Annotated in this window: 22 protein-coding genes and 3 tRNA genes; 14 read left to right on the top strand and 11 right to left on the bottom strand. The window is 58.2% G+C overall.

The window, feature by feature from the left end:
• Position 1: 1 nt before the first annotated feature.
• The 5 genes from urtE (at position 2) to AC1V0D_RS12495 (ending at position 4373) form a co-directional block, all read left to right on the top strand.
• Positions 2 to 700 carry an urea ABC transporter ATP-binding subunit UrtE gene (gene urtE, locus AC1V0D_RS12515; RefSeq protein WP_009092254.1) on the top strand — a complete coding sequence of 233 codons (699 nt, stop codon included), beginning with the start codon at positions 2 to 4 and terminating at the stop codon, positions 698 to 700.
• Between the two features lie 211 nt (positions 701 to 911).
• Positions 912 to 1676, top strand: a complete 765-nt coding sequence (deoR, locus tag AC1V0D_RS12510) for a DNA-binding transcriptional repressor DeoR (protein WP_482907563.1) — start codon at positions 912 to 914, stop codon at positions 1674 to 1676.
• 189 nt (positions 1677 to 1865) lie between these two features.
• A complete protein-coding gene (gene ettA, locus AC1V0D_RS12505) occupies positions 1866 to 3533 on the top strand; it encodes an energy-dependent translational throttle protein EttA (protein WP_072215507.1) in 1668 nt (555 codons plus the stop codon).
• Between the two features lie 60 nt (positions 3534 to 3593).
• On the top strand, positions 3594 to 3758 hold the full coding sequence (locus AC1V0D_RS12500; RefSeq protein WP_140028835.1) for a YhfG family protein: 165 nt from the start codon (positions 3594 to 3596) through the stop codon (positions 3756 to 3758).
• 12 nt (positions 3759 to 3770) lie between these two features.
• Positions 3771 to 4373: a Fic/DOC family protein gene (locus AC1V0D_RS12495; protein ID WP_482907511.1), complete on the top strand. Its 603-nt coding sequence runs from the start codon at positions 3771 to 3773 to the stop codon at positions 4371 to 4373.
• On the opposite strand, the gene AC1V0D_RS12490 is transcribed toward AC1V0D_RS12495, so the two are convergent.
• Positions 4354 to 5250 (bottom strand): LysR family transcriptional regulator, encoded by an 897-nt coding sequence (locus tag AC1V0D_RS12490; protein ID WP_482907510.1) that lies wholly within the window; start codon positions 5248 to 5250, stop codon positions 4354 to 4356. The genes AC1V0D_RS12495 and AC1V0D_RS12490 overlap by 20 nt on opposite strands.
• Before the next feature lie 217 nt (positions 5251 to 5467).
• Between AC1V0D_RS12490 and AC1V0D_RS12485 the strand changes: the two genes are divergently transcribed.
• Positions 5468 to 6469, top strand: a complete 1002-nt coding sequence (locus tag AC1V0D_RS12485; protein WP_482907509.1) for a zinc-binding alcohol dehydrogenase family protein — start codon at positions 5468 to 5470, stop codon at positions 6467 to 6469.
• A 94-nt stretch (positions 6470 to 6563) separates the two neighbouring features.
• Here AC1V0D_RS12485 and nadR read toward each other — a convergent pair whose 3' ends face one another.
• From nadR to serB, 3 genes are all read right to left on the bottom strand, one after another.
• Positions 6564 to 7805, bottom strand: coding sequence for a multifunctional transcriptional regulator/nicotinamide-nucleotide adenylyltransferase/ribosylnicotinamide kinase NadR (gene nadR / locus AC1V0D_RS12480; RefSeq protein ID WP_009092260.1), 1242 nt, complete (start codon positions 7803 to 7805; stop codon positions 6564 to 6566).
• Between the two features lie 74 nt (positions 7806 to 7879).
• Entirely contained in the window at positions 7880 to 9262 is a 1383-nt protein-coding gene (gene radA, locus AC1V0D_RS12475) for a DNA repair protein RadA (protein ID WP_009092261.1), read from the bottom strand.
• Positions 9263 to 9275: 13 nt separating this feature from the next.
• Complete coding sequence (gene serB, locus AC1V0D_RS12470; protein WP_046101170.1) at positions 9276 to 10253, bottom strand: phosphoserine phosphatase; 978 nt, start codon at positions 10251 to 10253, stop codon at positions 9276 to 9278.
• 107 nt (positions 10254 to 10360) lie between these two features.
• Here serB and AC1V0D_RS12465 point away from each other — a divergent pair, with 107 nt between their 5' ends.
• Positions 10361 to 11011, top strand: coding sequence for a YtjB family periplasmic protein (locus tag AC1V0D_RS12465; protein WP_009092263.1), 651 nt, complete (start codon positions 10361 to 10363; stop codon positions 11009 to 11011).
• A 90-nt stretch (positions 11012 to 11101) separates the two neighbouring features.
• On the opposite strand, the gene yjjG is transcribed toward AC1V0D_RS12465, so the two are convergent.
• From yjjG to AC1V0D_RS12450, 3 genes are read right to left on the bottom strand one after another with little or no spacing between them, the layout of a single operon-like run.
• Positions 11102 to 11782 (bottom strand): pyrimidine 5'-nucleotidase, encoded by a 681-nt coding sequence (gene yjjG, locus AC1V0D_RS12460; RefSeq protein WP_009092264.1) that lies wholly within the window; start codon positions 11780 to 11782, stop codon positions 11102 to 11104.
• 18 nt (positions 11783 to 11800) lie between these two features.
• Positions 11801 to 12241, bottom strand: coding sequence for a ribosomal protein S18-alanine N-acetyltransferase (gene rimI / locus AC1V0D_RS12455; protein ID WP_009092266.1), 441 nt, complete (start codon positions 12239 to 12241; stop codon positions 11801 to 11803).
• Complete coding sequence (locus AC1V0D_RS12450) at positions 12213 to 12623, bottom strand: DNA polymerase III subunit psi (protein ID WP_033736409.1); 411 nt, start codon at positions 12621 to 12623, stop codon at positions 12213 to 12215. Before AC1V0D_RS12450 ends, rimI begins: the two co-directional genes overlap by 29 nt.
• Before the next feature lie 105 nt (positions 12624 to 12728).
• Between AC1V0D_RS12450 and rsmC the strand changes: the two genes are divergently transcribed.
• From rsmC to AC1V0D_RS12430, 4 genes are all read left to right on the top strand, one after another.
• Positions 12729 to 13760, top strand: a complete 1032-nt coding sequence (rsmC, locus tag AC1V0D_RS12445) for a 16S rRNA (guanine(1207)-N(2))-methyltransferase RsmC (RefSeq protein ID WP_058957763.1) — start codon at positions 12729 to 12731, stop codon at positions 13758 to 13760.
• A 151-nt stretch (positions 13761 to 13911) separates the two neighbouring features.
• Positions 13912 to 13998, top strand: a tRNA-Leu gene (locus AC1V0D_RS12440).
• A gap of 30 nt (positions 13999 to 14028) precedes the next feature.
• Positions 14029 to 14115, top strand: a tRNA-Leu gene (locus tag AC1V0D_RS12435).
• A gap of 28 nt (positions 14116 to 14143) precedes the next feature.
• Positions 14144 to 14230: transfer RNA gene (locus tag AC1V0D_RS12430), tRNA-Leu, on the top strand.
• Between the two features lie 125 nt (positions 14231 to 14355).
• On the opposite strand, the gene AC1V0D_RS12425 is transcribed toward AC1V0D_RS12430, so the two are convergent.
• Positions 14356 to 14640: a DUF1435 domain-containing protein gene (locus tag AC1V0D_RS12425; RefSeq protein ID WP_111207685.1), complete on the bottom strand. Its 285-nt coding sequence runs from the start codon at positions 14638 to 14640 to the stop codon at positions 14356 to 14358.
• A 232-nt stretch (positions 14641 to 14872) separates the two neighbouring features.
• On the opposite strand from AC1V0D_RS12425, the gene AC1V0D_RS12420 reads away from it, so the two are divergent.
• The 3 genes from AC1V0D_RS12420 (at position 14873) to AC1V0D_RS12410 (ending at position 17508) form a co-directional block, all read left to right on the top strand.
• Positions 14873 to 15970, top strand: coding sequence for a GGDEF domain-containing protein (locus AC1V0D_RS12420; protein ID WP_046101167.1), 1098 nt, complete (start codon positions 14873 to 14875; stop codon positions 15968 to 15970).
• A 184-nt stretch (positions 15971 to 16154) separates the two neighbouring features.
• Positions 16155 to 16949, top strand: a complete 795-nt coding sequence (fhuF, locus tag AC1V0D_RS12415; protein WP_033736411.1) for a siderophore-iron reductase FhuF — start codon at positions 16155 to 16157, stop codon at positions 16947 to 16949.
• Between the two features lie 94 nt (positions 16950 to 17043).
• On the top strand, positions 17044 to 17508 hold the full coding sequence (locus tag AC1V0D_RS12410) for a YbaK/EbsC family protein (protein WP_046101165.1): 465 nt from the start codon (positions 17044 to 17046) through the stop codon (positions 17506 to 17508).
• A 14-nt stretch (positions 17509 to 17522) separates the two neighbouring features.
• On the opposite strand, the gene AC1V0D_RS12405 is transcribed toward AC1V0D_RS12410, so the two are convergent.
• The 3 genes from AC1V0D_RS12405 to AC1V0D_RS12395 form a co-directional block, all read right to left on the bottom strand.
• On the bottom strand, positions 17523 to 18509 hold the full coding sequence (locus AC1V0D_RS12405) for a nucleoside hydrolase (protein ID WP_482907508.1): 987 nt from the start codon (positions 18507 to 18509) through the stop codon (positions 17523 to 17525).
• Between the two features lie 11 nt (positions 18510 to 18520).
• Positions 18521 to 19543, bottom strand: a complete 1023-nt coding sequence (locus AC1V0D_RS12400) for a LacI family DNA-binding transcriptional regulator (RefSeq protein WP_009092276.1) — start codon at positions 19541 to 19543, stop codon at positions 18521 to 18523.
• A 65-nt stretch (positions 19544 to 19608) separates the two neighbouring features.
• Positions 19609 to 21000: an MFS transporter gene (locus AC1V0D_RS12395; RefSeq protein ID WP_482907507.1), complete on the bottom strand. Its 1392-nt coding sequence runs from the start codon at positions 20998 to 21000 to the stop codon at positions 19609 to 19611.
• Positions 21001 to 21155: the final 155 nt, after the last annotated feature.

Genomic DNA, 21155 nt, shown 5'->3' with positions numbered 1-21155 from the left:
GATGTTACAGGTTACTGAACTGAATCAATATTATGGCGGCAGTCACATCCTGCGCGGCCTCTCGTTTGAGGTCAGGATTGGCGAAATCACCTGCCTGCTGGGGCGCAACGGCGTGGGAAAAACCACGCTGCTGAAGTGCCTGATGGGCCTGATCCCGGCGAAGTCGGGGGAGATTCACTGGCAGCAGCAGCGGATGAATGGCCGCAAACCGCATCAGCGGGTGCAGGCTGGCATCGCGTATGTGCCGCAGGGGCGGGAAATTTTTCCGCGCCTGACGGTGGAGGAGAATCTGCTGATGGGCCTGTCACGCTTTCCGGCGGCAGAGGCACGGGCCGTCCCGGAGGAGATCTATCAGCTCTTCCCGGTGCTGCAGGCGATGAAGTCACGCCGGGGCGGCGACCTCTCTGGCGGCCAGCAGCAGCAGCTGGCGATCGGCCGGGCGCTGGCCTGTCGGCCGCAGCTGCTGATCCTGGATGAGCCGACCGAAGGGATCCAGCCATCGGTGATCAAAGAGATCGGCGCGGTGATCCGCCAGCTGGCGCAGCGAGGCGATATGGCGATTCTGCTGGTTGAGCAGTTTTATGATTTCGCGGCCGAACTGGCGGACAGCTATCTGGTGATGTCCCGCGGTGAAATTGTGCAGCGAGGCCGCGGCGACGCCATGGAGGCAGAAGGCGTGCGCGGCCTGGTGGCGATTTAACGCCCGGCTTACAGTAAGCCGGTCTCCACTGAGCAGTGGCGCGATTCCCCCGCGCGCCAGAGGTTTGCGGCCCTCACAGATTGCGGGTAAGATTGAGTGCCAGCCTGGCGGATGAGACGCAACTCATTCAAATCTGTGAGGTTTGTCGCGTATCGACGTCGATTCCGGCGTCCTTCCTCCGCACTGCAGGATAGGGAACAGAGAGATGACCATGGAAACCCGGCGCGATGAACGCATCCAGAAACTGACGCAGGCGCTCAAACGCACCGACAAACTCCATCTGAAAGATGCGGCCCGGCTGCTGGGCGTCTCTGAGATGACGGTTCGCCGCGATCTGACCGAGCCGGGCTCCAGCGTAGTGCTGCTGGGCGGCTATATCGTCAGCGATCCCAAAAGTCATGCCGGTCACTATTTTGTCAGCGACCAGCACGGGCAGAACGCCGCCAGAAAGCAGCGGCTGGCTCAGGTGGCCGCCAGCCTGGTCAGCGAGAACGACACGGTCTTTTTTGACTGTGGCACCACCCTGCCCTATATCATTGATGCCCTCCCCGACACGCTCTCTTTTACCGCCATCTGCTGCGCCATGAACACGTTTCTGGCTCTGAAAGAGAAACCGGCCTGTCACGTGATCCTGAGCGGCGGGGAGTTTCATGCCGACAATGCGCTCTTCACGCCCGTGGGTGTGCACACTCTTCTCGACGATCTCTGCCCGACGCTTGCCTTTATCTCTGCGGCCGGGATCGACAAAGATCAGGGCGCAACCTGCTACAACACTAACGAGCTGACGATGAAACATCACGCCATGCTGCGCGCCCGGCAGTCGGTGCTGGTGGCGGACAGCAGCAAATATGGCAAAGTGCTGCCCGCCCGCATCGGCGACCTGCAGCGCTTCGATCTGCTGGTCAGCGACAGTGCCCCCGACCAGGTCCTGCAGACCTGGCTGACGCAGCAGGCTATTCCCCTGCGTCTGCCCTGAGGCCAGAGGCCAGCCGGTCTCTGCCCGCCTTTTCATATGGCTCTCCGGTGAGCCGGACAAATCAGCGTCTTATGCCTGACCGCCCCCGGCCCGCGAATATTCGCCGCCCCCCGGCTGGGATTAAGGGGTGAAAAAGGCTAAACTTCGACATCATTCCAACGACCAACAGACCCAGAGGCTCAAACCAACGTGGCTCAATTCGTCTATAGCATGCATCGCGTCGGCAAAGTGGTTCCGCCGAAGCGACATATCCTGAAGAACATCTCGCTCAGCTTCTTCCCTGGCGCCAAAATCGGCGTACTCGGCCTGAATGGCGCGGGTAAATCGACCCTGCTGCGCATCATGGCCGGCATCGATAAAGATATCGAAGGGGAAGCGCGTCCGCAGCCAGGCATCAAGATTGGCTACCTGCCGCAGGAACCGCAGCTCAACCCTGAACACACCGTGCGTGAGTCGATTGAAGAAGCGCTGTCGGAAGTGGTAGGCGCACTGAAACGCCTTGATGAAGTTTACGCGCTCTATGCTGAAGAGGATGCTGATTTCGACAAGCTGGCCGCTGAACAGGGTCGTCTGGAAGAGATTATCCAGGCGCACGACGGCCACAACCTGAATACCCAGCTGGAACGTGCAGCCGATGCGCTGCGTCTGCCAGACTGGGATGCGAAAGTCGCGACCCTTTCCGGTGGTGAACGTCGCCGTGTTGCCCTCTGCCGCCTGCTGCTGGAAAAACCAGACATGCTGCTGCTGGACGAACCGACTAACCACCTGGATGCGGAATCTGTCGCCTGGCTGGAACGCTTCCTGCACGACTTCGAAGGCACAGTCGTCGCCATTACGCATGACCGTTACTTCCTGGATAACGTGGCAGGCTGGATCCTGGAGCTGGACCGTGGCGAAGGCATTCCATGGGAAGGCAACTACTCCTCCTGGCTGGAGCAGAAAGATGCGCGTCTGGCGCAGGAAGCCTCTTCTGAAGCTGCCCGTCGCAAGTCGATTGAGAAAGAGCTGGAGTGGGTTCGCAAAGGACCAAAAGGCCAGCAGTCTAAGGGCAAAGCCCGTCTGGCACGCTTTGAAGAGCTGAACAATACCGACTACCAGAAGCGTAACGAAACCAACGAACTGTTCATTCCACCAGGTGCCCGTCTGGGTGACAAAGTGCTGGAAGTCAGCAACCTGCGTAAGTCCTATGGCGACCGTGTGCTGATTGACGATCTCTCCTTCTCCGTGCCGAAAGGCGCGATTGTCGGGATTATCGGTCCGAACGGCGCGGGTAAATCGACGCTGTTCCGCATGATGTCCGGTCAGGAACAGCCTGATTCCGGCAGCATCGTGCTGGGCGACACCGTCAAGCTGGCCGCCGTGGATCAGTTCCGCGACAGCATGGACAACTCGAAAACCGTGTGGGAAGAAGTTTCCGGCGGTCAGGATATTATGCGCATCGGTAACACCGAGATGCCAAGCCGCGCCTATGTCGGACGCTTTAACTTTAAAGGCGTCGATCAGGGCAAACGCGTGGGCGAACTCTCAGGCGGTGAGCGTGGTCGTCTGCACCTTGCGAAGCTGTTGCAGGTTGGCGGCAACATGCTGCTGCTCGATGAACCGACGAACGACCTGGATATCGAAACCCTGCGCGCACTGGAAAACGCCCTGCTGGAGTTCCCGGGCTGTGCCATGGTGATCTCGCATGACCGCTGGTTCCTGGACCGTATCGCCACCCATATTCTGGATTATCAGGATGAGGGCAAAATTGAATTCTTCGAAGGTAACTTTACCGAATACGAAGAGTACAAGAAGCGTACCCTCGGCGCAGATGCGCTGGAGCCGAAGCGCATCAAGTACAAGCGTATGACGAAGTAAAGGTAAACCGGGGGGCAAGCCCAGCTTCCCCCCATTTTTAACTGTAAAGGTCTCAGCCCGATGAAAAAAGCCGGTGATCGTTCAGTCGCAAAAAAAGCGGAAGTCATTTATGAAGCGACCAAAGTCGCTAATTTCGCCGCAAGTTCGCTGCTTGAAGGCATCCGTATTTTATCTGTCCCTGAGTTACAAACCCTTGAACAGGTCCGACGCCGCTACAAGCAGTAGCAGGAGACGACGGTGAATCGCTATCGTGTCTGGCGGGATCACTACTGTTATCCCGATTCAGATGTGCTGATTAATCGCTACGACATCCGGGATCAGACCCTGCTCGATCAGGCCGAGCGTGATGTGACAGCGCTAACCATTCACACCATCCGGCTCTCCCACCCTCCCTTCACATTAAATACTCTTTGCCACATTCACTATTGTCTGTTCAGCGAGTTGTACAGCTGGGCAGGACAGGTACGCGATATTTCTATCAGCAAGGGACAGACCCGGTTTTGCCAGCCTGCGTTTATCATCAGTGAGGCGAACAGATTATTTGCAAAGCTGGCCGGGGAGAGATGGAACGAACAGCCTGACCATAATGCTCTGTGTCATCAGGTTGCCTGGTATTATTGCGAGTTCAATGTCCTGCACCCCTTTCGTGAAGGAAATGGCCGCGCACTCCGTATCCTGTTTGAACATATTCTTCTTCATGCGGGTTATCAGGTCAGCTGGCGAGGTCTGAAGGCCAGCGACTGGTTAGCAGCCAATATCGCAGGTAATCAGTCCGGCCCGGAAAAAATGGCGGCACTTTTTCTGCACCACATTATCCCGATCAGCGATAAAAATCCCTGAACACCGGAGATTGCAGCGCGAACTCGATAAAGCGAGCCAGCGCCGGAGAGTGCAGTTTGCGCCCCGGATAGACCAGCCAGAGTTCATTCCCTTCAATCTCCCATTCCGGCAGGACGGGCACCAGACGCGGGTCCGCCATCGCGCCATCGGTCAGAAAGTGCGGCAGCAGCGTGATACCGGCATCACCCAGCGCGCATTCACGGGCGTAGAGCAGATTATCGGTGAGGTGGCCTGGCGGCAGCAGCCAGCGGTAGAATTCATCATCGCGCTGTAATACCCACTCATTCCAGGCGCGATGGGCAATACAGCGGTGCGCAGAGAGTTGCTGCGGATGAACCAGCGGCGGATGCTGATCGAGATAGCCCTGCGAGGCGACCAGCAGTCGCGGGCAGTTACCGATCCGGCGGCCAATCAGCGACGACTCGTGCGGCTGACCGGTGCGCAGCGCCACATCGAAGCCCTCCTGCACCAGATCGCGCATCTCATCGGAGATCGACACATCCAGCGTCACATCGGGGTAGAGGCGTAAAAATGCCGCGTTACAGCGGGCCAGCAGCGTCGCGCCGATCCCCGCCGGGCTGGTGATGCGCAGACGACCGCTGGGATTTTCACGCAGGCTGGCGATCGCCTGATCCGCGCGTTCACTCGCCTGCATCATCTCCTGACAATGCAGCAGATAGCGCTCACCGGCAAAGGTCAGATTGAGCTGGCGGGTTGTGCGGTTCAGCAACCGAATCCCTAACCGCTGCTCCAGCTGGCTGATGCGCTGACTGACGCTCGATTTCGGCAGTCCCGCCCGCTCTGCCGCGCCGGTAAAGCTGCCGCACTCCGCCACCAGCGCAAAGAGCGCCATATCCTGCCACTGCCGGAAGGCCATTGTTCACCTCAGACGAACACTCTATGAAAGATTGTCCATCTTATCACCGCTAAAACCAGGTTCTACACTTAAACCTGTTCCAGATCGTGACGCCAGTCTGCCACGGACAGCGCATCACCCGCCGGGCGGCCTCTTCACCGGCTGGCGTGCACTGCCCAGGGCCAGAATGGCAACTGACACTCTCCAGGCTTTGAGCCTGACTTAACAGGAAAATGCTATGTCTATTCGCGCTATCGCTATTAATCCGGAAAGTCCTGAAAACTTCACAGAAATCTTCCCTGAAACCCCGACGCCCGGTGAGTATGACCTGCGGGTCAGCGTCAAGGCCGCCTCGGTCAACCCGGTCGACATCAAAGTCCACAAAGGGGCGATCAAAAATGGCTTACAGGTGCCGCGTGTTCTCGGCTGGGATGCCAGCGGCGTCGTGCTGGAAGTCGGCAGCAAAGTCAGCAACTTTAAACCCGGCGATGAGGTCTTTTACGCTGGCGACCTGACCCGTCCTGGCAGTAACAGCACCGAGCAGCTGGTGGATGCGCGCATTACCGGCCACAAGCCCGAAAGCCTGGACTGGGCGCAGTCGGCGGCCATTCCCCTGACGGCGCTGACCGCCTGGGAAGGCCTGTTTGAGCGGCTGAACCTGGAGACGGCAACCGCAGATCAGACGCTGCTGATCGTCGGCGGCGCTGGCGGTGTCGGATCGCTGGCGATCCCGCTGGCGAAGCTGCGCAGCAAGGTTCAGATCATCGCCACCGCCTCCCGCGAGGACTCCGCGCAGTGGTGCCGCGATCGGGGCGCTGACAAGGTGATCAACTACAAAGATATGATCGGTGAGCTGGAGAAAGAAGGCATTAAACAGGTGGACTACATCTTCTGCCTGAATGATACCGACGGTCACTGGGAGACGATGGCAAAACTGATCGCCCCGCAGGGCCATATCTGCACCATCGTGGAAAATGAGCATCCGCTGTCGATGGATCAGCTGAAGCTGAAGAGTGCCGCTCTGCACTTCGAGCTGATGTACACCCGCAGCATGTTTAAAACGCCCGATATGGCGCGCCAGGGCGAGATTCTGGATGCCGTTTCGGCACTGCTGGATGAAGGTAAACTGCAGACCACACTGAGCGAGACGCTGCACGGCTTAAGCGTTGAAACCTTAACCGCTGCCCATCAGCGTGTGCTGGAAGGTCACATGCGCGGCAAAGTGGTTATGGTCTATTAATCCGGCTGTTCTGCGGCGGCGGTGAAAAGCGACAGCCGTCGTGCTGAGGAGGTATGCATGACGTAGCCCGGTGCAGACCGGGCTATGACAGACCTTACGGCTGAACGTTCTTCTCGCCCAGCACTCCTTTGACCAGTTCAATACAGCGCAGGAAACGGGTGTCGTAGTCATCTTCCTGGACATGGACGAAGTCGATGTTGTTTTCCCGCAGCATCGTGACCAGCATGGACTGAAACTCCCGCCGATCCACCGAGCTGCCCAGGCTGCGTAAGCCATCCGCCACCCAGGGCACGTTGTTCTCCAGCAGAATCACCAGGTCAAAGCGATACTCATCGATCAGCGCCTGCACAAACGGATGCTCACGCCCTTCATACTTCAGACAGAACGCCTGAGTCGTCACGAAGTCAGTGTCGATAAACGCCACTTTATTGGCATATTTCACCGCGAAATCGATGTACTGCGCCTGTCCCAGCGCGATCTTGTCGTAATCAGAATATTGCAGCGCCATTTCGTCACCGCCCAGATGGGAAAAGACATAGTCGCGGCCATATTCCCAGGCACTGGTGGTGTTGAAGATGTTGGCGAGTTTGTTCACCAGCGTCGATTTACCGCTCGACTCGCCGCCGAGGATCGCCACGGTGCGCACAAAGAAGGGTTTAACTTCTGTCGGGATGTACTCCCAGAAGCGGAACGGATCCTGACGGATCTGGCCGCCGCTGATGCTCATAAAGGATCGGTTGGGATCGACCAGCACGGTCTGAATGCCCAGGTGCTGCTGATACATCTCCGCATCCGGCGCTTCGCTGGTGTAGATGCAGTCCGCAGCAATGCCGTGCTCGCTGAGGAAAGCGCTGACGCCCTCACTCCAGACATCCCAGCCGTGCGGATAGGGTTCAATCCCCTCCTCGTTGAAGGCGTGAATGCGGATGTTTTTCTGGTACTTAAAGGTCTGCAGCAGCCAGCGCAGGCGATCGCTGACCGTCGGCTGCTGGGACATGGCGCTGTTCTCAAACAGCTCGCGGTCACGCGGCTCATCGTAGCCCATGATGATGTGCAGCTCATCCACCTGACTGCAGGCGCGCTGGATCAGATAGATATGGCCGGTATGCAGCGGATAGAACTTACCGAATACCACGCCCACCCTTTTATCACGGCGCGGAAATTCCAGCCCCAGAAAGCGGTGCAGCGCTTCCAGCTTCTGCGCGCTGGGACTTTTGATTTTGGCATTGAGCAACTGGCTCAGATAGCCTTTGGTCATGCCGCTGGCGTCAGCGACCTGTTGCAGCGTGTGCCCCTGCTGGCGAATGGCCGTTTTCAGATACTCAAACGACGACATGTCGTGCCTCCTGCATCAATGCGGTTAAGGTGGGTGCCGCCTGCCCGTGGTTTTTCGGGCAGGCGTCAGGCGCGTTACAGATCGTCCAGAATCGCCAGCGCATCGGCCAGCTTTTTCGCGCTGAAAACCTGCATCCCGGCAATCGGTTTTTTCGGCGCATTTCCTGCCGGAACGATGGCACGTTTGAAGCCGTGCTTCGCCGCTTCCGAGATGCGTTCCTGACCGCTGGGCACCGGACGGATCTCACCGGCCAGCCCCACTTCGCCGAAGATCACCAGATCCTGCGGCAGCGGACGATCGCGCAGGCTCGACACCATCGACAGCATCAGCGCCAGATCGGCGCTGGTTTCGGTGACTTTGACGCCGCCCACGACGTTAACGAACACATCCTGATCCGCCATCTGCAATCCGCCGTGACGGTGCAGCACCGCCAGCAGTATGGCCAGGCGGTTCTGCTCCAGCCCGACCGCGACGCGACGCGGGTTGCCCATCATTGAGTGATCGACCAGCGCCTGAATCTCCACCAACAGCGGTCGCGTTCCCTCCCAGAGCACCATAACCGAGCTGCCTGAGGTTATCTCTTCACCGCGCGACAGGAAGATCGCTGACGGGTTGCTGACTTCGCGCATGCCCTGTTCGGTCATGGCAAACACCCCCAGCTCATTGACCGCACCGAAGCGGTTTTTATGACTGCGCAGGGTGCGGAAGCGGGAGTCGGCATCGCCATCCAGCAGCACCGAACAGTCGATGCAGTGCTCCAGCACTTTCGGACCGGCCAGCGAGCCATCTTTCGTGACGTGTCCCACCATGATGATCGCCACGCCACGCGTTTTGGCGAAGCGTGTCAGGTAGGCGGCGGTTTCCCGCACCTGGGCGACGCTGCCCGGCGAGGACTGGATCTCCGCCATGTGCATCACCTGGATCGAGTCGATCACCATCAGCTGCGGCTGCTCCTGCTCGGCGATCAGGCAGATCTGCTCAATGCTGGTTTCCGACAGCATGTTCACATTTTCGGTGGGCAATCCCAGACGATGGGCGCGCATCGCCACCTGTTGCAGGGACTCTTCACCGGTGACGTACAGGGTTTTCATTCCTTCCGACAACCGGCACATCACCTGCAACAGCAGCGTGGATTTACCTGCGCCGGGGCTGCCGCCAATCAGAATCGCACTGCCCGGCACCACGCCGCCGCCCAGCACCCGATCAAACTCTTTAAAGGTGGTGGAGAAGCGCGGGAGTGCCTCCAGGCTGATTTCTGACAGTTTCTGCACCCGGCTGGTGCCGGCGCTGCCAGCATAGCCGCTCAGGCGCTCGTTGCGCGCAGCCGCGGGTGAGGCGGCAATGCGCACCTCGGTGATGGTGTTCCAGGCGTGACAGGCGCTGCACTGCCCCTGCCAGCGTGGGTAATCTGCGCCGCATTCGTTACAGACAAATGCGCGTTTTGCCGCTTTGGCCAAATCAATTCCTCAGTTAACGCTCTTCGTGGATCAGGCTGCCGGTCAGGATGCAGAACACCCCCATGAGATCGGCATGGCGAATGGTGACCGCAGTCTGCTCATTCACCTTAGGTTTAGCATGGAACGCAATGCCCAGCGCGGAGGCTTTGATCATCAGCAGGTCATTGGCCCCGTCGCCAATCGCGACCGTCTGTTCCGGCGCGATATCAAAACGCTGCGCCAGCTTCTTCAGCGTATCGGCTTTATATTGTGCGTCGACAATCGGACCCAGCACGTTGCCGGTCAGTTTGCCGTCGCGGATTTCCAGTTCGTTGGCGACTACGGCCGACAGATGCAGCTTATCGCGCAGGTATTCGGCGTAGTAGGTGAAGCCGCCGGAGGCGATAGCCACCTGCCAGCCCAGCGCCTGCAGCTTCTGCGTCAGGGTGGTTAAGCCCGGCATTAAAGGCAGCTCATCACGCACCTGTTTCAGAATATTGGCGTCTGCGCCCTGCAGGGTGGCGACGCGCTGACGCAGGCTGGCGCTGAAGTCGAGTTCACCGCGCATCGCGCGCTCTGTTACTTCTGCTACCTGCTCACCGCTGCCTGCCAGTTTAGCGATCTCGTCGATACATTCGATCTGAATCGCGGTGGAGTCCATATCCATCACCAGCAGACCGGGGGTCTTGAGGTAAGGGATTTTACCCAGCGGCGCCACGTCCAGCCCGGCATCGTGCGCCAGTTTAGTCGCAAACGGCGTCAGCGAGCCCGCCAGGCGGATCACCTGATACTCATCGACGTTCCAGGCGCTGACAATCACCATCGCTGCACCCAGCTGATGCTGATAATCGGTCAGCCGTTGCTTATCCAGCCCGCGGCCATACAGCAGCCAGCCGGTGCGGCCAGCGCGATAATCCAGCGGCATCACTTCATCACCGCTAAGAGAAAGGGGCAAACCCGGCCAGAGAGAGACATCGGCGGGAAGATCGCACCAGGTTAAACGATTTGGCATCAGAGCTCCTGTAGGGACAACAAAACCACGCAAGAGGCTACCCTGTCTGCGTCGCTTCTGGCAACATAATCTCCAGGCTTTCTGTTGTGACATGACCCGGATGAGTAATGGCTAAAACCGCGCTGAAATTTCGCTTACATCGTACCGTGATCGTTCTCATCTCGATGACGCTGCTGGTCGCCCTGATGCAGGGCGTCTCCTGGTTCAGTACCGGTCATCAGATGGCGCGTTCTGAACAGGTCGAAGAGCTGGCTCATACGCTGACCAGTCAGGTGGCGTTCAGCCTTAAGCCGTTGATGGACAACAGTGAAAACAACCGTAATCAGATAGAAGCGATTCTGAATCAGATGACGGCGAACAGCCGCATTCTGGATGCGTCGGTGTATGACGGCGACGGCAGCCTGGTGGCGCACAGCGGAGAAAACATCAACGTGCGCGACAGGCTCGCTCTCGACGGGCAGCGTGCGGGCAGCTATTTCAATCATCAGATTGTGCAGCCCCTGGCCGGAAACGATGGCCCGCTGGGCTTTCTGCGCGTGACGCTGGACACCCATGTGCTGGTCACCGACTCACATCAGGTCGACAACACCACCAATATTCTGCGCCTGATGATGCTGCTGGCGCTGGCCATCGGCATTATCCTCTCCCGTACCCTGCTGCGCCACCGCCGTACCCGCTGGCAGCAGTCACCGTTCCTGCTCACCGCCAGCACGCCGGTGCAGGAGGATAGGGATGAAGATGACCCGAAGAAAGAGTAATGTCCGGCTCTGCTAAGAGGATAAAACGAGAAAGGCCCGCTGTGCGGGCCTTTTTTATGGGAATGTTGCGGATTTGCGAGATAGCTTCCCTTAGCCGATCAACAACGCTTCCAGCTCAGCCAGCGATTTGACCTGCCAGGTCGGTTTGATATGTTCCGGCAGCGGCCGGGTGCCATGATCGAGCCAGCAGGTTTTCACCCCGGCATTCATGCCGCCGAGAATATCGGATTCCGGCGTATCCCCGACCATCAGCACCCGCTGACGATCCGGATTGCCCATCAGGTTCAGCGCATAATCAAAAATCTCCACCGCCGGTTTTGGCACGCCGACCTGCTCAGAGATCACCAGCGCCGAAAAGTAGTCGCGGAAACCGGTGCGCTCCAGCCGCGTCTGCTGCAGCGCGGTAAAGCCGTTGGTGATGATGCCCATCTTTACCCGACCGTGCAGCTGCTTCATCAGGCTTACCGCGCCTGGCAGCGGCGTGCAGATCTCGCCCATTGCGGTCAGGAAGCCGCTGTTGAGGATCTCCGGGGCGACGCTGAGCTTTTCGCTCCAGTGATTGAAACGCTGGGTCTGTAACTGCAACGCGGTAATCGTGCCGTTCTGGTAATCGACCCAGAGCGGTTTGTTAACCGCCTGATAGTCGCTGTAATCCTGGTCGGAGAACTGCACGTCATAACCGGCGAACAGCCGCTGCAAACCGGCATAAGCATCGAAATGAAAAAGGGTATCGTCCGCATCAAACAGGATGCAATCCCACTGTTCTGACATTAAAGCTCCTTAGCACCGCTACAGCGTCAGCGCCATCATCAGGGCATCTTCACGCCCGCTGGCGGTGGGATAGTAGTTGGAACGACGGCTCACCTGGTTGAATCCCATCTGCTCATAAAGCGCAATGGCGGGCAGATTAGATGCCCGGACTTCGAGCCACAGCGTCAGCACATCGCGTTTTATTAACTCGTCGATCAGATGCTGCAACAGCTGACGGCCAAATCCCCGGCGCTGCCAGGCGGGATCGACCGCGATGTTAAACAGCGACGCTTCATCCAGCACCACCTGGGTAATGGCAAAGGCGGCCATTTTTCCTTCGGCATCCAGCCGTAAATTGAGGAAGCGCTCACCCTGATTGCTGGCAAACGTCTGTTCACTCCAGGGAAACGCGTGACTGCGACGCTCGATGGCAAAGGCCTCGGCCCGATCGTCAGGGGTGAGTAAAGAGATGGCTGTCATGGTTACACATCTGTTGCCAGAGCGCGCGTCTGGCGACGCCGCTGCTGATCAGTTCATTGAAAGCGGCGCTGGTCAGTGCCACGCCATTAAAAGTCTGTGCACTCTCAACCCCAAGCAGCCAGCCGGCGCAGTTCAGCGTTTCCGGCAGCATCTGGAGTTGATCCGGCGTCACGGTCATCACCTGGGCGGGTTGAAGATTGAGCGTCTGCAGCACGTCGCGCATCAGCGGTTCATCCAGCCCGGGGGGTACGTCAGCGACAATGATTAACTGCGTGTCTGGCGCCAGCGTGACGGCAATTTCGCCCTGAAGCACGCGCGGGCGGCGCAGTTGATACTGCGTAATTCCCATTTGCTGTAAAAGCCAGTCGCGCCTGGACGTCATGGTGTTACCTGTTGGCTGCCTGAATGCGACGCTATGCTAGCAAACCCATCGAACATGCGCCAACAAACCACTATAATCCCCGCTCAGATCTTACAGGAGCTCTACATGTCTGCTTTTACCCCGGCCAGCGAAGTCATTCTGCGCCACAGTGATGAATTTACCGCCCGCCACGTTTTATTTGCTGGCGATTTGCAGGATGACCTGCCCGCTCAGCTGGAAACCGCCTCGTCGCGCGTGCACACCCAGCAATATCATCACTGGCAAAACCTGAGCCGCCGTATGGGCGAACAGGCGCGTTATGGACTGGTTGCGCAGGCGGAAGATGTGCAGGGCTGCGATACGCTGGTCTACTTCTGGACCAAAAACAAGCCGGAAGTGCAGTTCCAGCTGCAGAATCTGCTGTCGCTGCTGCCGGTGGGCTGCGACGTGTTCGTGGTCGGTGAAAACCGCAGCGGCGTGCGCAGTGCAGAAGGCATGCTGGAGTCCTGGGTAACGCTGGAGAAGATCGACAGCGCGCGCCGCTGTGGTCTCTATCACGGTCGCCTCGACGCACAGCCTGACTTTGATGCCGGCGCCTTTGGTCATCAGTATCAGATGGATGACCTGACGATTCACACCCTGCCAGGCGTCTTCAGCCGCGATGGTCTGGACAGCGGCAGTGCCCTGCTGCTCTCCACCTTTACACCACACACTAAAGGAAAAGTGCTGGATATGGGTTGTGGCGCAGGCGTCATTGCCGCCTCACTGCATGCCCGTTCGCCTAAAGTACGCCTGTGGCTGTGTGACGTTCACGCGGCGGCGATTGAAGCGAGTAAGGCGACGCTGGCCGCCAACGGCATTGAGGGCGAGGTCTTCCCCAGCAACGTCTTCTCTGACGTCACCGGACGTTTCGACATGATTATCTCTAACCCGCCGTTCCATGAAGGCACGCAGACCAGCCTCGATGCGGCACAGGCATTAATCCGTGGCGCGGTGAAGCATCTGAACACCGGCGGTGAACTGCGTATCGTTGCCAATGCCTTCCTGCCCTATCCACAGGCGCTGGATGAGGCGTTCGGCAGCCATGAAGTGATCGCACAGACTGGCCGCTTTAAGGTTTACCGTGCCGTCTATGGTCGCGGTGCGAAAACCCGTTAATCCTTTTTTCCGCTGCTGACCGCGTTGCCGGGCTGAAAATGTTGCTTTTTAGAGCGATCGTTTCAGCCCGACGAAATAGTTGTTGACGCAAAGAGTAAAATCTCTAGAATGCGCCTCCGTGGTTGTAACATTCTCAGGGTGTTACGGGTATGCGAAGGTGGCGGAATTGGTAGACGCGCTAGCTTCAGGTGTTAGTGTCTTAACGGACGTGAGGGTTCAAGTCCCTCTCTTCGCACCAAAATCACATGTTTCATATCGCGAGCACTGCGCGAAGGTGGCGGAATTGGTAGACGCGCTAGCTTCAGGTGTTAGTGTCTTAACGGACGTGAGGGTTCAAGTCCCTCTCTTCGCACCATTGCGGTGATATGAAAAGACAACAAGATGCGAAGGTGGCGGAATTGGTAGACGCGCTAGCTTCAGGTGTTAGTGTCTTAACGGACGTGAGGGTTCAAGTCCCTCTCTTCGCACCAATGTTGTCATCCTCCGGCTTTATTCATGCTTTCTTCCTGTTCTGACCGTTTCTTTGCCGTTTCAGGCTCGCCTTCTGATTTTTACACCTTCTCTGTTACGCCAGCATGACGCCTCTGCGCTGTTGCTAATTCAGATGAAAATTCACGGAAACCGCCGCCAGTCCGGTCGCTAATGCCAGGCAGGATGGCAGCAGCAGATAGTGACGCAGGCGCTGATGAAAGAGCATCACCACCGTCAGCAACAGCGCAACGATCATCACCATTCGCCACTGACTGAATCCCGGCTCCCACAGGGCAAACAGCGGCAGCGCTATGCACGGCAGCAGAACCCCCCACGCACTATCCAGTTTTTTACCCAGTGCCCAGCTGATTCCCCACAGGCCGCAGGCCGCTACAATCGCTATCCCCATGACGCCAACCTCAAATGATAAGCATTCCCATTATCATATGACAGTTTTTCCCGTTCTGCAGCCTGTTTTTGGCTGGCCCGGCGCTGAAGATGACAGATCATCTGGAAAATGCTAGATTGCGGCCGATAACACCTTTAATAACAGCACTAGCAATATTTGCTCATTGTCCTGCAGACCCCTCCTTTCTGCTGGCTTGCGCTTTGGTATTTCAGGGTCGTCACGAGTATTTATAATGAAATTACAATCATATGAAGAACTGAAGCAGAGTAAATACCGGCTTTCAGTGATGCTTTTCCTGTTTTTAAATATCGCCGTTTCCCTCTTTTACCTGCTGCCAATAATGAGCACGGAAAAAAGTGAGACGACGCTGCCGGTTATGTGTGTCGCCGCCTTCAGCTCCCTCACGTTAATTGCCCATTTAATCTGGCCCAAAGTTAAACTCCCCCTGTTAAATCCTGTTGCGCTGCTATTAGGGATCTTCTGGGCCTGGCATATTAATTATCGTTTCCATCTGGTGTTCTATTTTGATGGTGGCTTTCTGATTATCAGCCTGATCAGCGTGTTATTTATCAGCGCCATCGCCCTGAGCGATTATCTGGTGGCTTTTTGTCTGCACGTCGCCCCGCCCGTTCTGACCGTATTGCTGCTCGACAATGGTCAGCATCTGCCGCTTATTCTGCTGACCATCTCCCTGCCGCTGATCGGTTTTTCATTGCAGCACCTGATGCGCCGCCGGGCCGACAACTTTACCCTGCGTCTGATGCATCAGCTTTACGAAGAGAAAGAGACCTTCAGCGACCTCAGCATGCTCGATCCGCTGACCGGGCTGTATAACCGCCGTGGCCTGAAGAACCGGCTCGACAATATCCTGGAAAACCACGCCGGCAGCCACTTTGTGCTGTTGCTGGATATCGATCACTTCAAGGCCTACAACGACAATTATGGCCATGCGATGGGCGATCAGGCGCTGGCGCGGGTCTCTGTGGCGATCCGTGATGCGGTGCGTTCGCGCGATGTCGTTACCCGCTATGGCGGTGAAGAGTTCCTCGTGCTGATGACCAACGTGAACAGCTCCATTGCGATGAAGCTGGCAGAGCGCATCCGTCAGTATGTGGTGGATTTAGAGATCCCCCATCTGTTCAATGAGACCGTGTCAACGCACGTCACCATCAGCGCGGGGATTGCGCCGATTTACGACAACGAGTTCGACCAGGCCGTCGCCAATGCTGACAGCGCCCTCTATGTCGCGAAGAACCAGGGCCGGAATACCATTCTCGCCTGGGAAGATTTACCCAGAGAGGCGCCTCACACCGCAGAAGAGCCCGTATAACACGCTGATAACCGGCATCCGCCCCTGTTGATCTGACCGATCTGTCGCGGTCATCGCCGGGCTGATTACTCCTCTCCTCCCCTGCTGTTTTTACCGCCAGCAACCGCACGCTTTTACGCCGCTTGTAGAGTTAATCAATAACGATTATCATTTGCTTTCTTATCTACACTTTTCGCGAGTCGTCATGGCAACCGCTTCAGCTCAGGAACAGCGTTTCAGCGCTCAGTCGATGATCTTCCGGCAGAATGACCGTCCACTGGCGGAAAGTCTGTATGAACGGCTGCAACAGCAGCGCAGCTATCTGCTGGATTCGACCAGGCTCAGCCAGTCAGCCCCGCGTGATGCGCAGACCCTTGCCGTCTGGTCACACGCTGACGCCTTCGCCCCGCTTATCCGGCGCTACAGTGACTATCTCTATCGCGATCATCCCGATGCGGTGCGTGAAGCGAAACCCGTGCTCTCACTCTGGGCGCAGTGGTATTTCGGCCTGCTGATCCCGCCGCTGCTGATGGCCCTGCTGCAGGAGTCCCGCGCGCTCGACTGCTCGCCGGAACACATTCGGGTCGGTTTTCATGAGCATGGTCATCCGGCCACCTTCTGGATTGATGTGCAGGAGGATGAGGAGGCGCGTTATCTCAACCCGCTGCAGCGCATCGACCGCCTGATTCAGCAGCATCTCATCCCGGCCGTAAATGGCATTACGCAGCATGGTGACATCAACGCCCGCCTGATCTGGAACAACATGGGGTTCACCTTCCAGTGGTTCCTGGGTGAGCTGAAAAGCCAGATAGATGAGACGCTGGTCCTGCAGCTGGAACAGGCGCTGTTCTTTAACCAGCGGCTGCTGGATGGCAGCGACAATCCCCTCTATCGCACCATGATCCCGCGTGACGGTGAACTGGTGCGGCGCAGCTGTTGCCAGCGCTATCGCATTCCCGATGTTCAGCAATGCGGCAACTGCACCCTGAGCAGCAGCTAAACAGACCCGATTCCCGCGAATTCTCCGTTTATCCCGTTTACAGGCACAGAGGCTTGTGGCAATTTTTACGCCTTCGATCAGTCTGGAGAGAAAGATGAGTCTGGAGTCTGTGCGCCAGTTCTTCGCCGAACACGCCCCTGAAATTGAAATTATTGAACTGGCAGAGAGCACCGCAACGGTCGGGATGGCCGCTCGCGCCCACGGCGTGACGCCAGGCGAAATAGCAAAAACCCTGTCGCTGAAAGTGAAAAACGAGGTGGTGCTGATCGTGACGCGAGGCGATGCCCGGCTGGACAATCGCAAGCTGAAAGCGGCGCTGGGCGCGAAAGCGCGCATGCTGAGCGTTGACGAGGTGATTAACTGGACCGGCCACCCGGTAGGCGGCGTCTGTCCTTTCGGTCTGGAAAATCCGCTGACCGTTTACTGTGATGTTTCACTGCGCAGTTTTGAAGAAGTCTTACCTGCCGCTGGCGCTATCCATAGCGCCGTCCGCATTTCGCCGCAGCAGATGGCTGAACTGACGAATGCCCGCTGGATTGATGTCTGCGAAGCGATCTGACCCTTTACCTCTGCTCAGCTAATCAGGCGTCTGAAAGCCTGCTCAAGGATCGATAACAGCAGCGTGTTATCGACGCGATGCAGGACATGCACCGAGGCGCCGCACTGCTCGGGCACACCGACAGAGAGCCGGAGCGGCTGCCGATAACGCCAGCTCTTGCCGCGCGTGGCACCGGGACGCAGCTCGATGTCGACCCGGTAATCGATTCCTGAGGCGACCCGCTGATTCAGCAGCCAGGCGACCACCAGCACATCGTGGATCCAGCATCCCGCCAGCTGACGGGTCTGCATCGAATAGTCGATCCACGGACGCAGCGTGTCGCGCACAAAGTCGGCCAGCGGATGATCGACGGCGGTCAGCCGGGTCAGATCCTGCTGGGTCAGCAGCGTCTGCGTGGTGACATCCATCGGCACCAGCGTCACCGCAGCACCACTGTGCAGCACCTGGTGCGCCGCTTCCGGGTCCAGGCCGAAGTTGGTGTCTTTGATATAGTCATCCAGCGCAAAGACGCCTCCCATGACCACAATCTCCGCCACCGATTCGGCCATCGCGGGATAGCGCTGCATCGCCAGCGCCACGTTCGTCAGCGGGCCAATCGCCACCAGCGTAATCTCGCCCGGATTGTCGCAAATCAGCCTGCCGATAGCCTCAGCCGCGTCAAATCCGTCCGCGGTGACATCGGCTGGCTGACGGACATCCTGCCAGAGATCGGCCAGCGCCAGCTGATTAACCCGGTTATCGAGCGTCTCGCGCCACGGCGCCGGATCTTCCTGCAGCGCCTGTGTCGCCCCCTGCACCACCGGGATAGTGAGTCCCAGCCGGGCAATCAGATCTTTCGCCACGCGCGCGCCCACCTCACTCGGCGTATTGCCCGCCACGGTGGTGATTAATTCCAGCGACAGGCCGGGTGAGGCTAAGGCCAGCGCAATCGCCAGGCCATCATCGGTGTTGGCACCTGCAATCCCATTACCGGGGTCGCAATCAATAATGATTCTTTTCATCTTCTTATTCGTTAACTCTGAGATTGCGGCGTGCAGCCGCAGGATTCACCGATTTCAAGATAGTGTGGAAATTCCTTTAACTGGGCTTCGCTCTGCCCCTCTTTCAGCATGTGGATCGCCGCACGCGCCATCTCGCGCAGTGGCTGACGCACGGTCGTTAATGTCGGGACATGAAACGATGACTGATTGGTCCCGTTGAAGCAGACCAGCGCGACATCCTGTGGCACCCGGATCTGATGCTCCGAAAAGGCCCGCACTGCGCCAATCGCCTGACCTTCGTTGCTGGTGAACAGCGCGCGGGGCACGCAGCCACGGGCGATCATCGTCTGCACCGCTTCATATCCCCCCTGCGGGGTGTAGCTGGCGGGAAACATCAGCGATTCATCAATCGGCAGGCCGCGCTCCTGCATGGCATCGCGCCAGCCCTGAATACGATCCTGCGCATTAAGCATATCGACCGGACCGGTGATGATGCCGACCTGCTGATAGCCGTGGCTCAGCAGATGTGCCGTGACCTGCCAGGCCGCCTGGCGCTCATTGACGCGCAGCATGTTCACGCCCGGCTGAGGTTCTACCCGTTCCAGCATCACCAGGGGCGTGCCGCTCGCTTTAATCAGGTCGATGTATGGATGGCGATCGACGCTGTTATAAAACAGGCCATCGACCTGCCGGTTGAGCAGCCCCTGAATAAGCTCCAGTTCGCGCCGGCGATCGTCACCGGCATCGCCCAGCAGCATGACATGACCGTGATTCATCGATTCCTGCAACAGCACGTGTGCCATGGAGGCGACAAACGGATTGCCGATGTTCGGCACGACCAGACCAAAGGTTTTGGTGTTGCCGGACGCCAGCGCCCGTGCAGCCGCATTGGGCCGGTAACCGGTCGCTTTAATCGCCTCCAGCACCCGCTGCCGGGTCGCCTCGGCGACCGGACGCGGCCCGTTGTTAATGACATAACTGACAACTGCCACTGAGGTGCCTGCCGCTTTCGCCACTTCACTGCGGGTCACTTTTCCCGTTAACGACTTAGGCACATCACTTTCCTCCCTAAAAAAACAGGCCGCTTTACACGGCCTGCTGCTTATTTCGTTTTGCCCTGTCAGATGGCGTCATCAGGCAGATTGAGATCCCGCCCTCGCGTCTCAGGCGCAACAAAGGTGGTAAAGAATCCAATCGCGGCCATCGCCGAGAAGTAGACCGCAATCGGCCACCAGTGTCCGGTATAAGAGAGCATAGCAGCCGCAATCAGCGGTGCCGTGCCGCCGGAGAGAATCGAACCCAGCTCCTTCGCTACCGCCATTTTGGTGTAGCGATGATGCACGCCGAACATCTCCACGCCCCAGGCGGCCTGCACACCAAAAATACCCAGCGACGCCAGCCCCATGCCCACCACAATCACCGGAATGACCAGCATCGGTTCACGCGTATCCAGCAGCGTAAAAGCGGGCCAGGCGTAGAGCATCAGCAGCAGACAGAAGACGCGATAAACGATCCGGCGACCAAAACGGTCAGAGAGCCAGCCCGCAAAAGGGATGATCAGGAAACCCAGCAGCGACGCAAGGAACACCGCCGTGGTCGGGACCGATTTATCCACCAGCAGAACCTTCGCGACATAGCCGACGATGAAGCCCTGCGACAGATAGGAGGGGCCGTTTTCACCGATGCGCAGCCCCACCATCGTCCAGAAGGCGCGGGTGCGCTGGAAGAACGGCCGCGTATCCTTCACCGGCGGGGCCGCCAGCACACCGGCGCGCGCCGCCTCCATCTCCGCTTTTCTGCGCTCAAAAACCGGGGTTTCACGCAAGTGACGCCGGATCCACAATGCCACCAGCGCTATCAGCGCACTGCTGAGAAAAGGAATACGCCAGCCCCACGCCAGCAGGCTCTGCTGATCCATCTGCACCACCAGCAGCCAGACCAGCGACGCCAGCAGTGTGCCGCTGTTAGAGCCCAGCGCGATAACGGAAGCGACCAGCCCGCGACGCTCTGCGGGCGCATACTCGCCCAGCATGACCGTACCGCCAGAGAGCTCTGCACCCGCGCCGAACCCCTGCGTGAAGCGCAGCAGGACCAGACAGGCGGGTGCCCAGACGCCAATCGTGGCATAGCTGGGAATTAAGCCGATAAAGGTGGTGGAGGCCCCCATCAGAATGATGGTGGTGATCATGACCGCCTTTCGCCCTTTGCGGTCGCCGAGCCAGCCGAAGAAAAGTGCGCCGATAGGCCGGGCAACGAAGCCGACTGACCAGGTGGCAAAGCTGGAGAGCAGCGCCATGGCCGGTGTCGATTCGGGAAAGAAGACATCGCCGAAGATGATACCGGCAGCCAGACCATAGAGCGCAAAATCCGCGTACTCCATCGCCGTTCCGAGCCAGCATGAGAATGTGGCGCGCCAGAAATCTTTGCGGCCTGAGGGGGTATTAAACCGCGCATCGGCGGCTGAAGTGGATGACAGTGATGCCTGCTGCTTAACGGAATTGTGTGCCGTCATAACCCTATCCCTGAATGCGTATGCAGATCGATAAACGCCCGTCCATGGGTCGATTCCCTGATAAAAGCGGAATTCCCCGGTGGCGACGTTCAGTTGACTAACCATGATGAAAGGTTAAAGGATTCCCTGGTGTTGGAATCATCTGCCTCGCCCGT

This window comes from Pantoea sp. PA1 (assembly GCF_056856975.1).
Note: the sequence above shows the minus strand (reverse complement) of the source record. Positions and strands in the feature narration are given on the sequence as shown.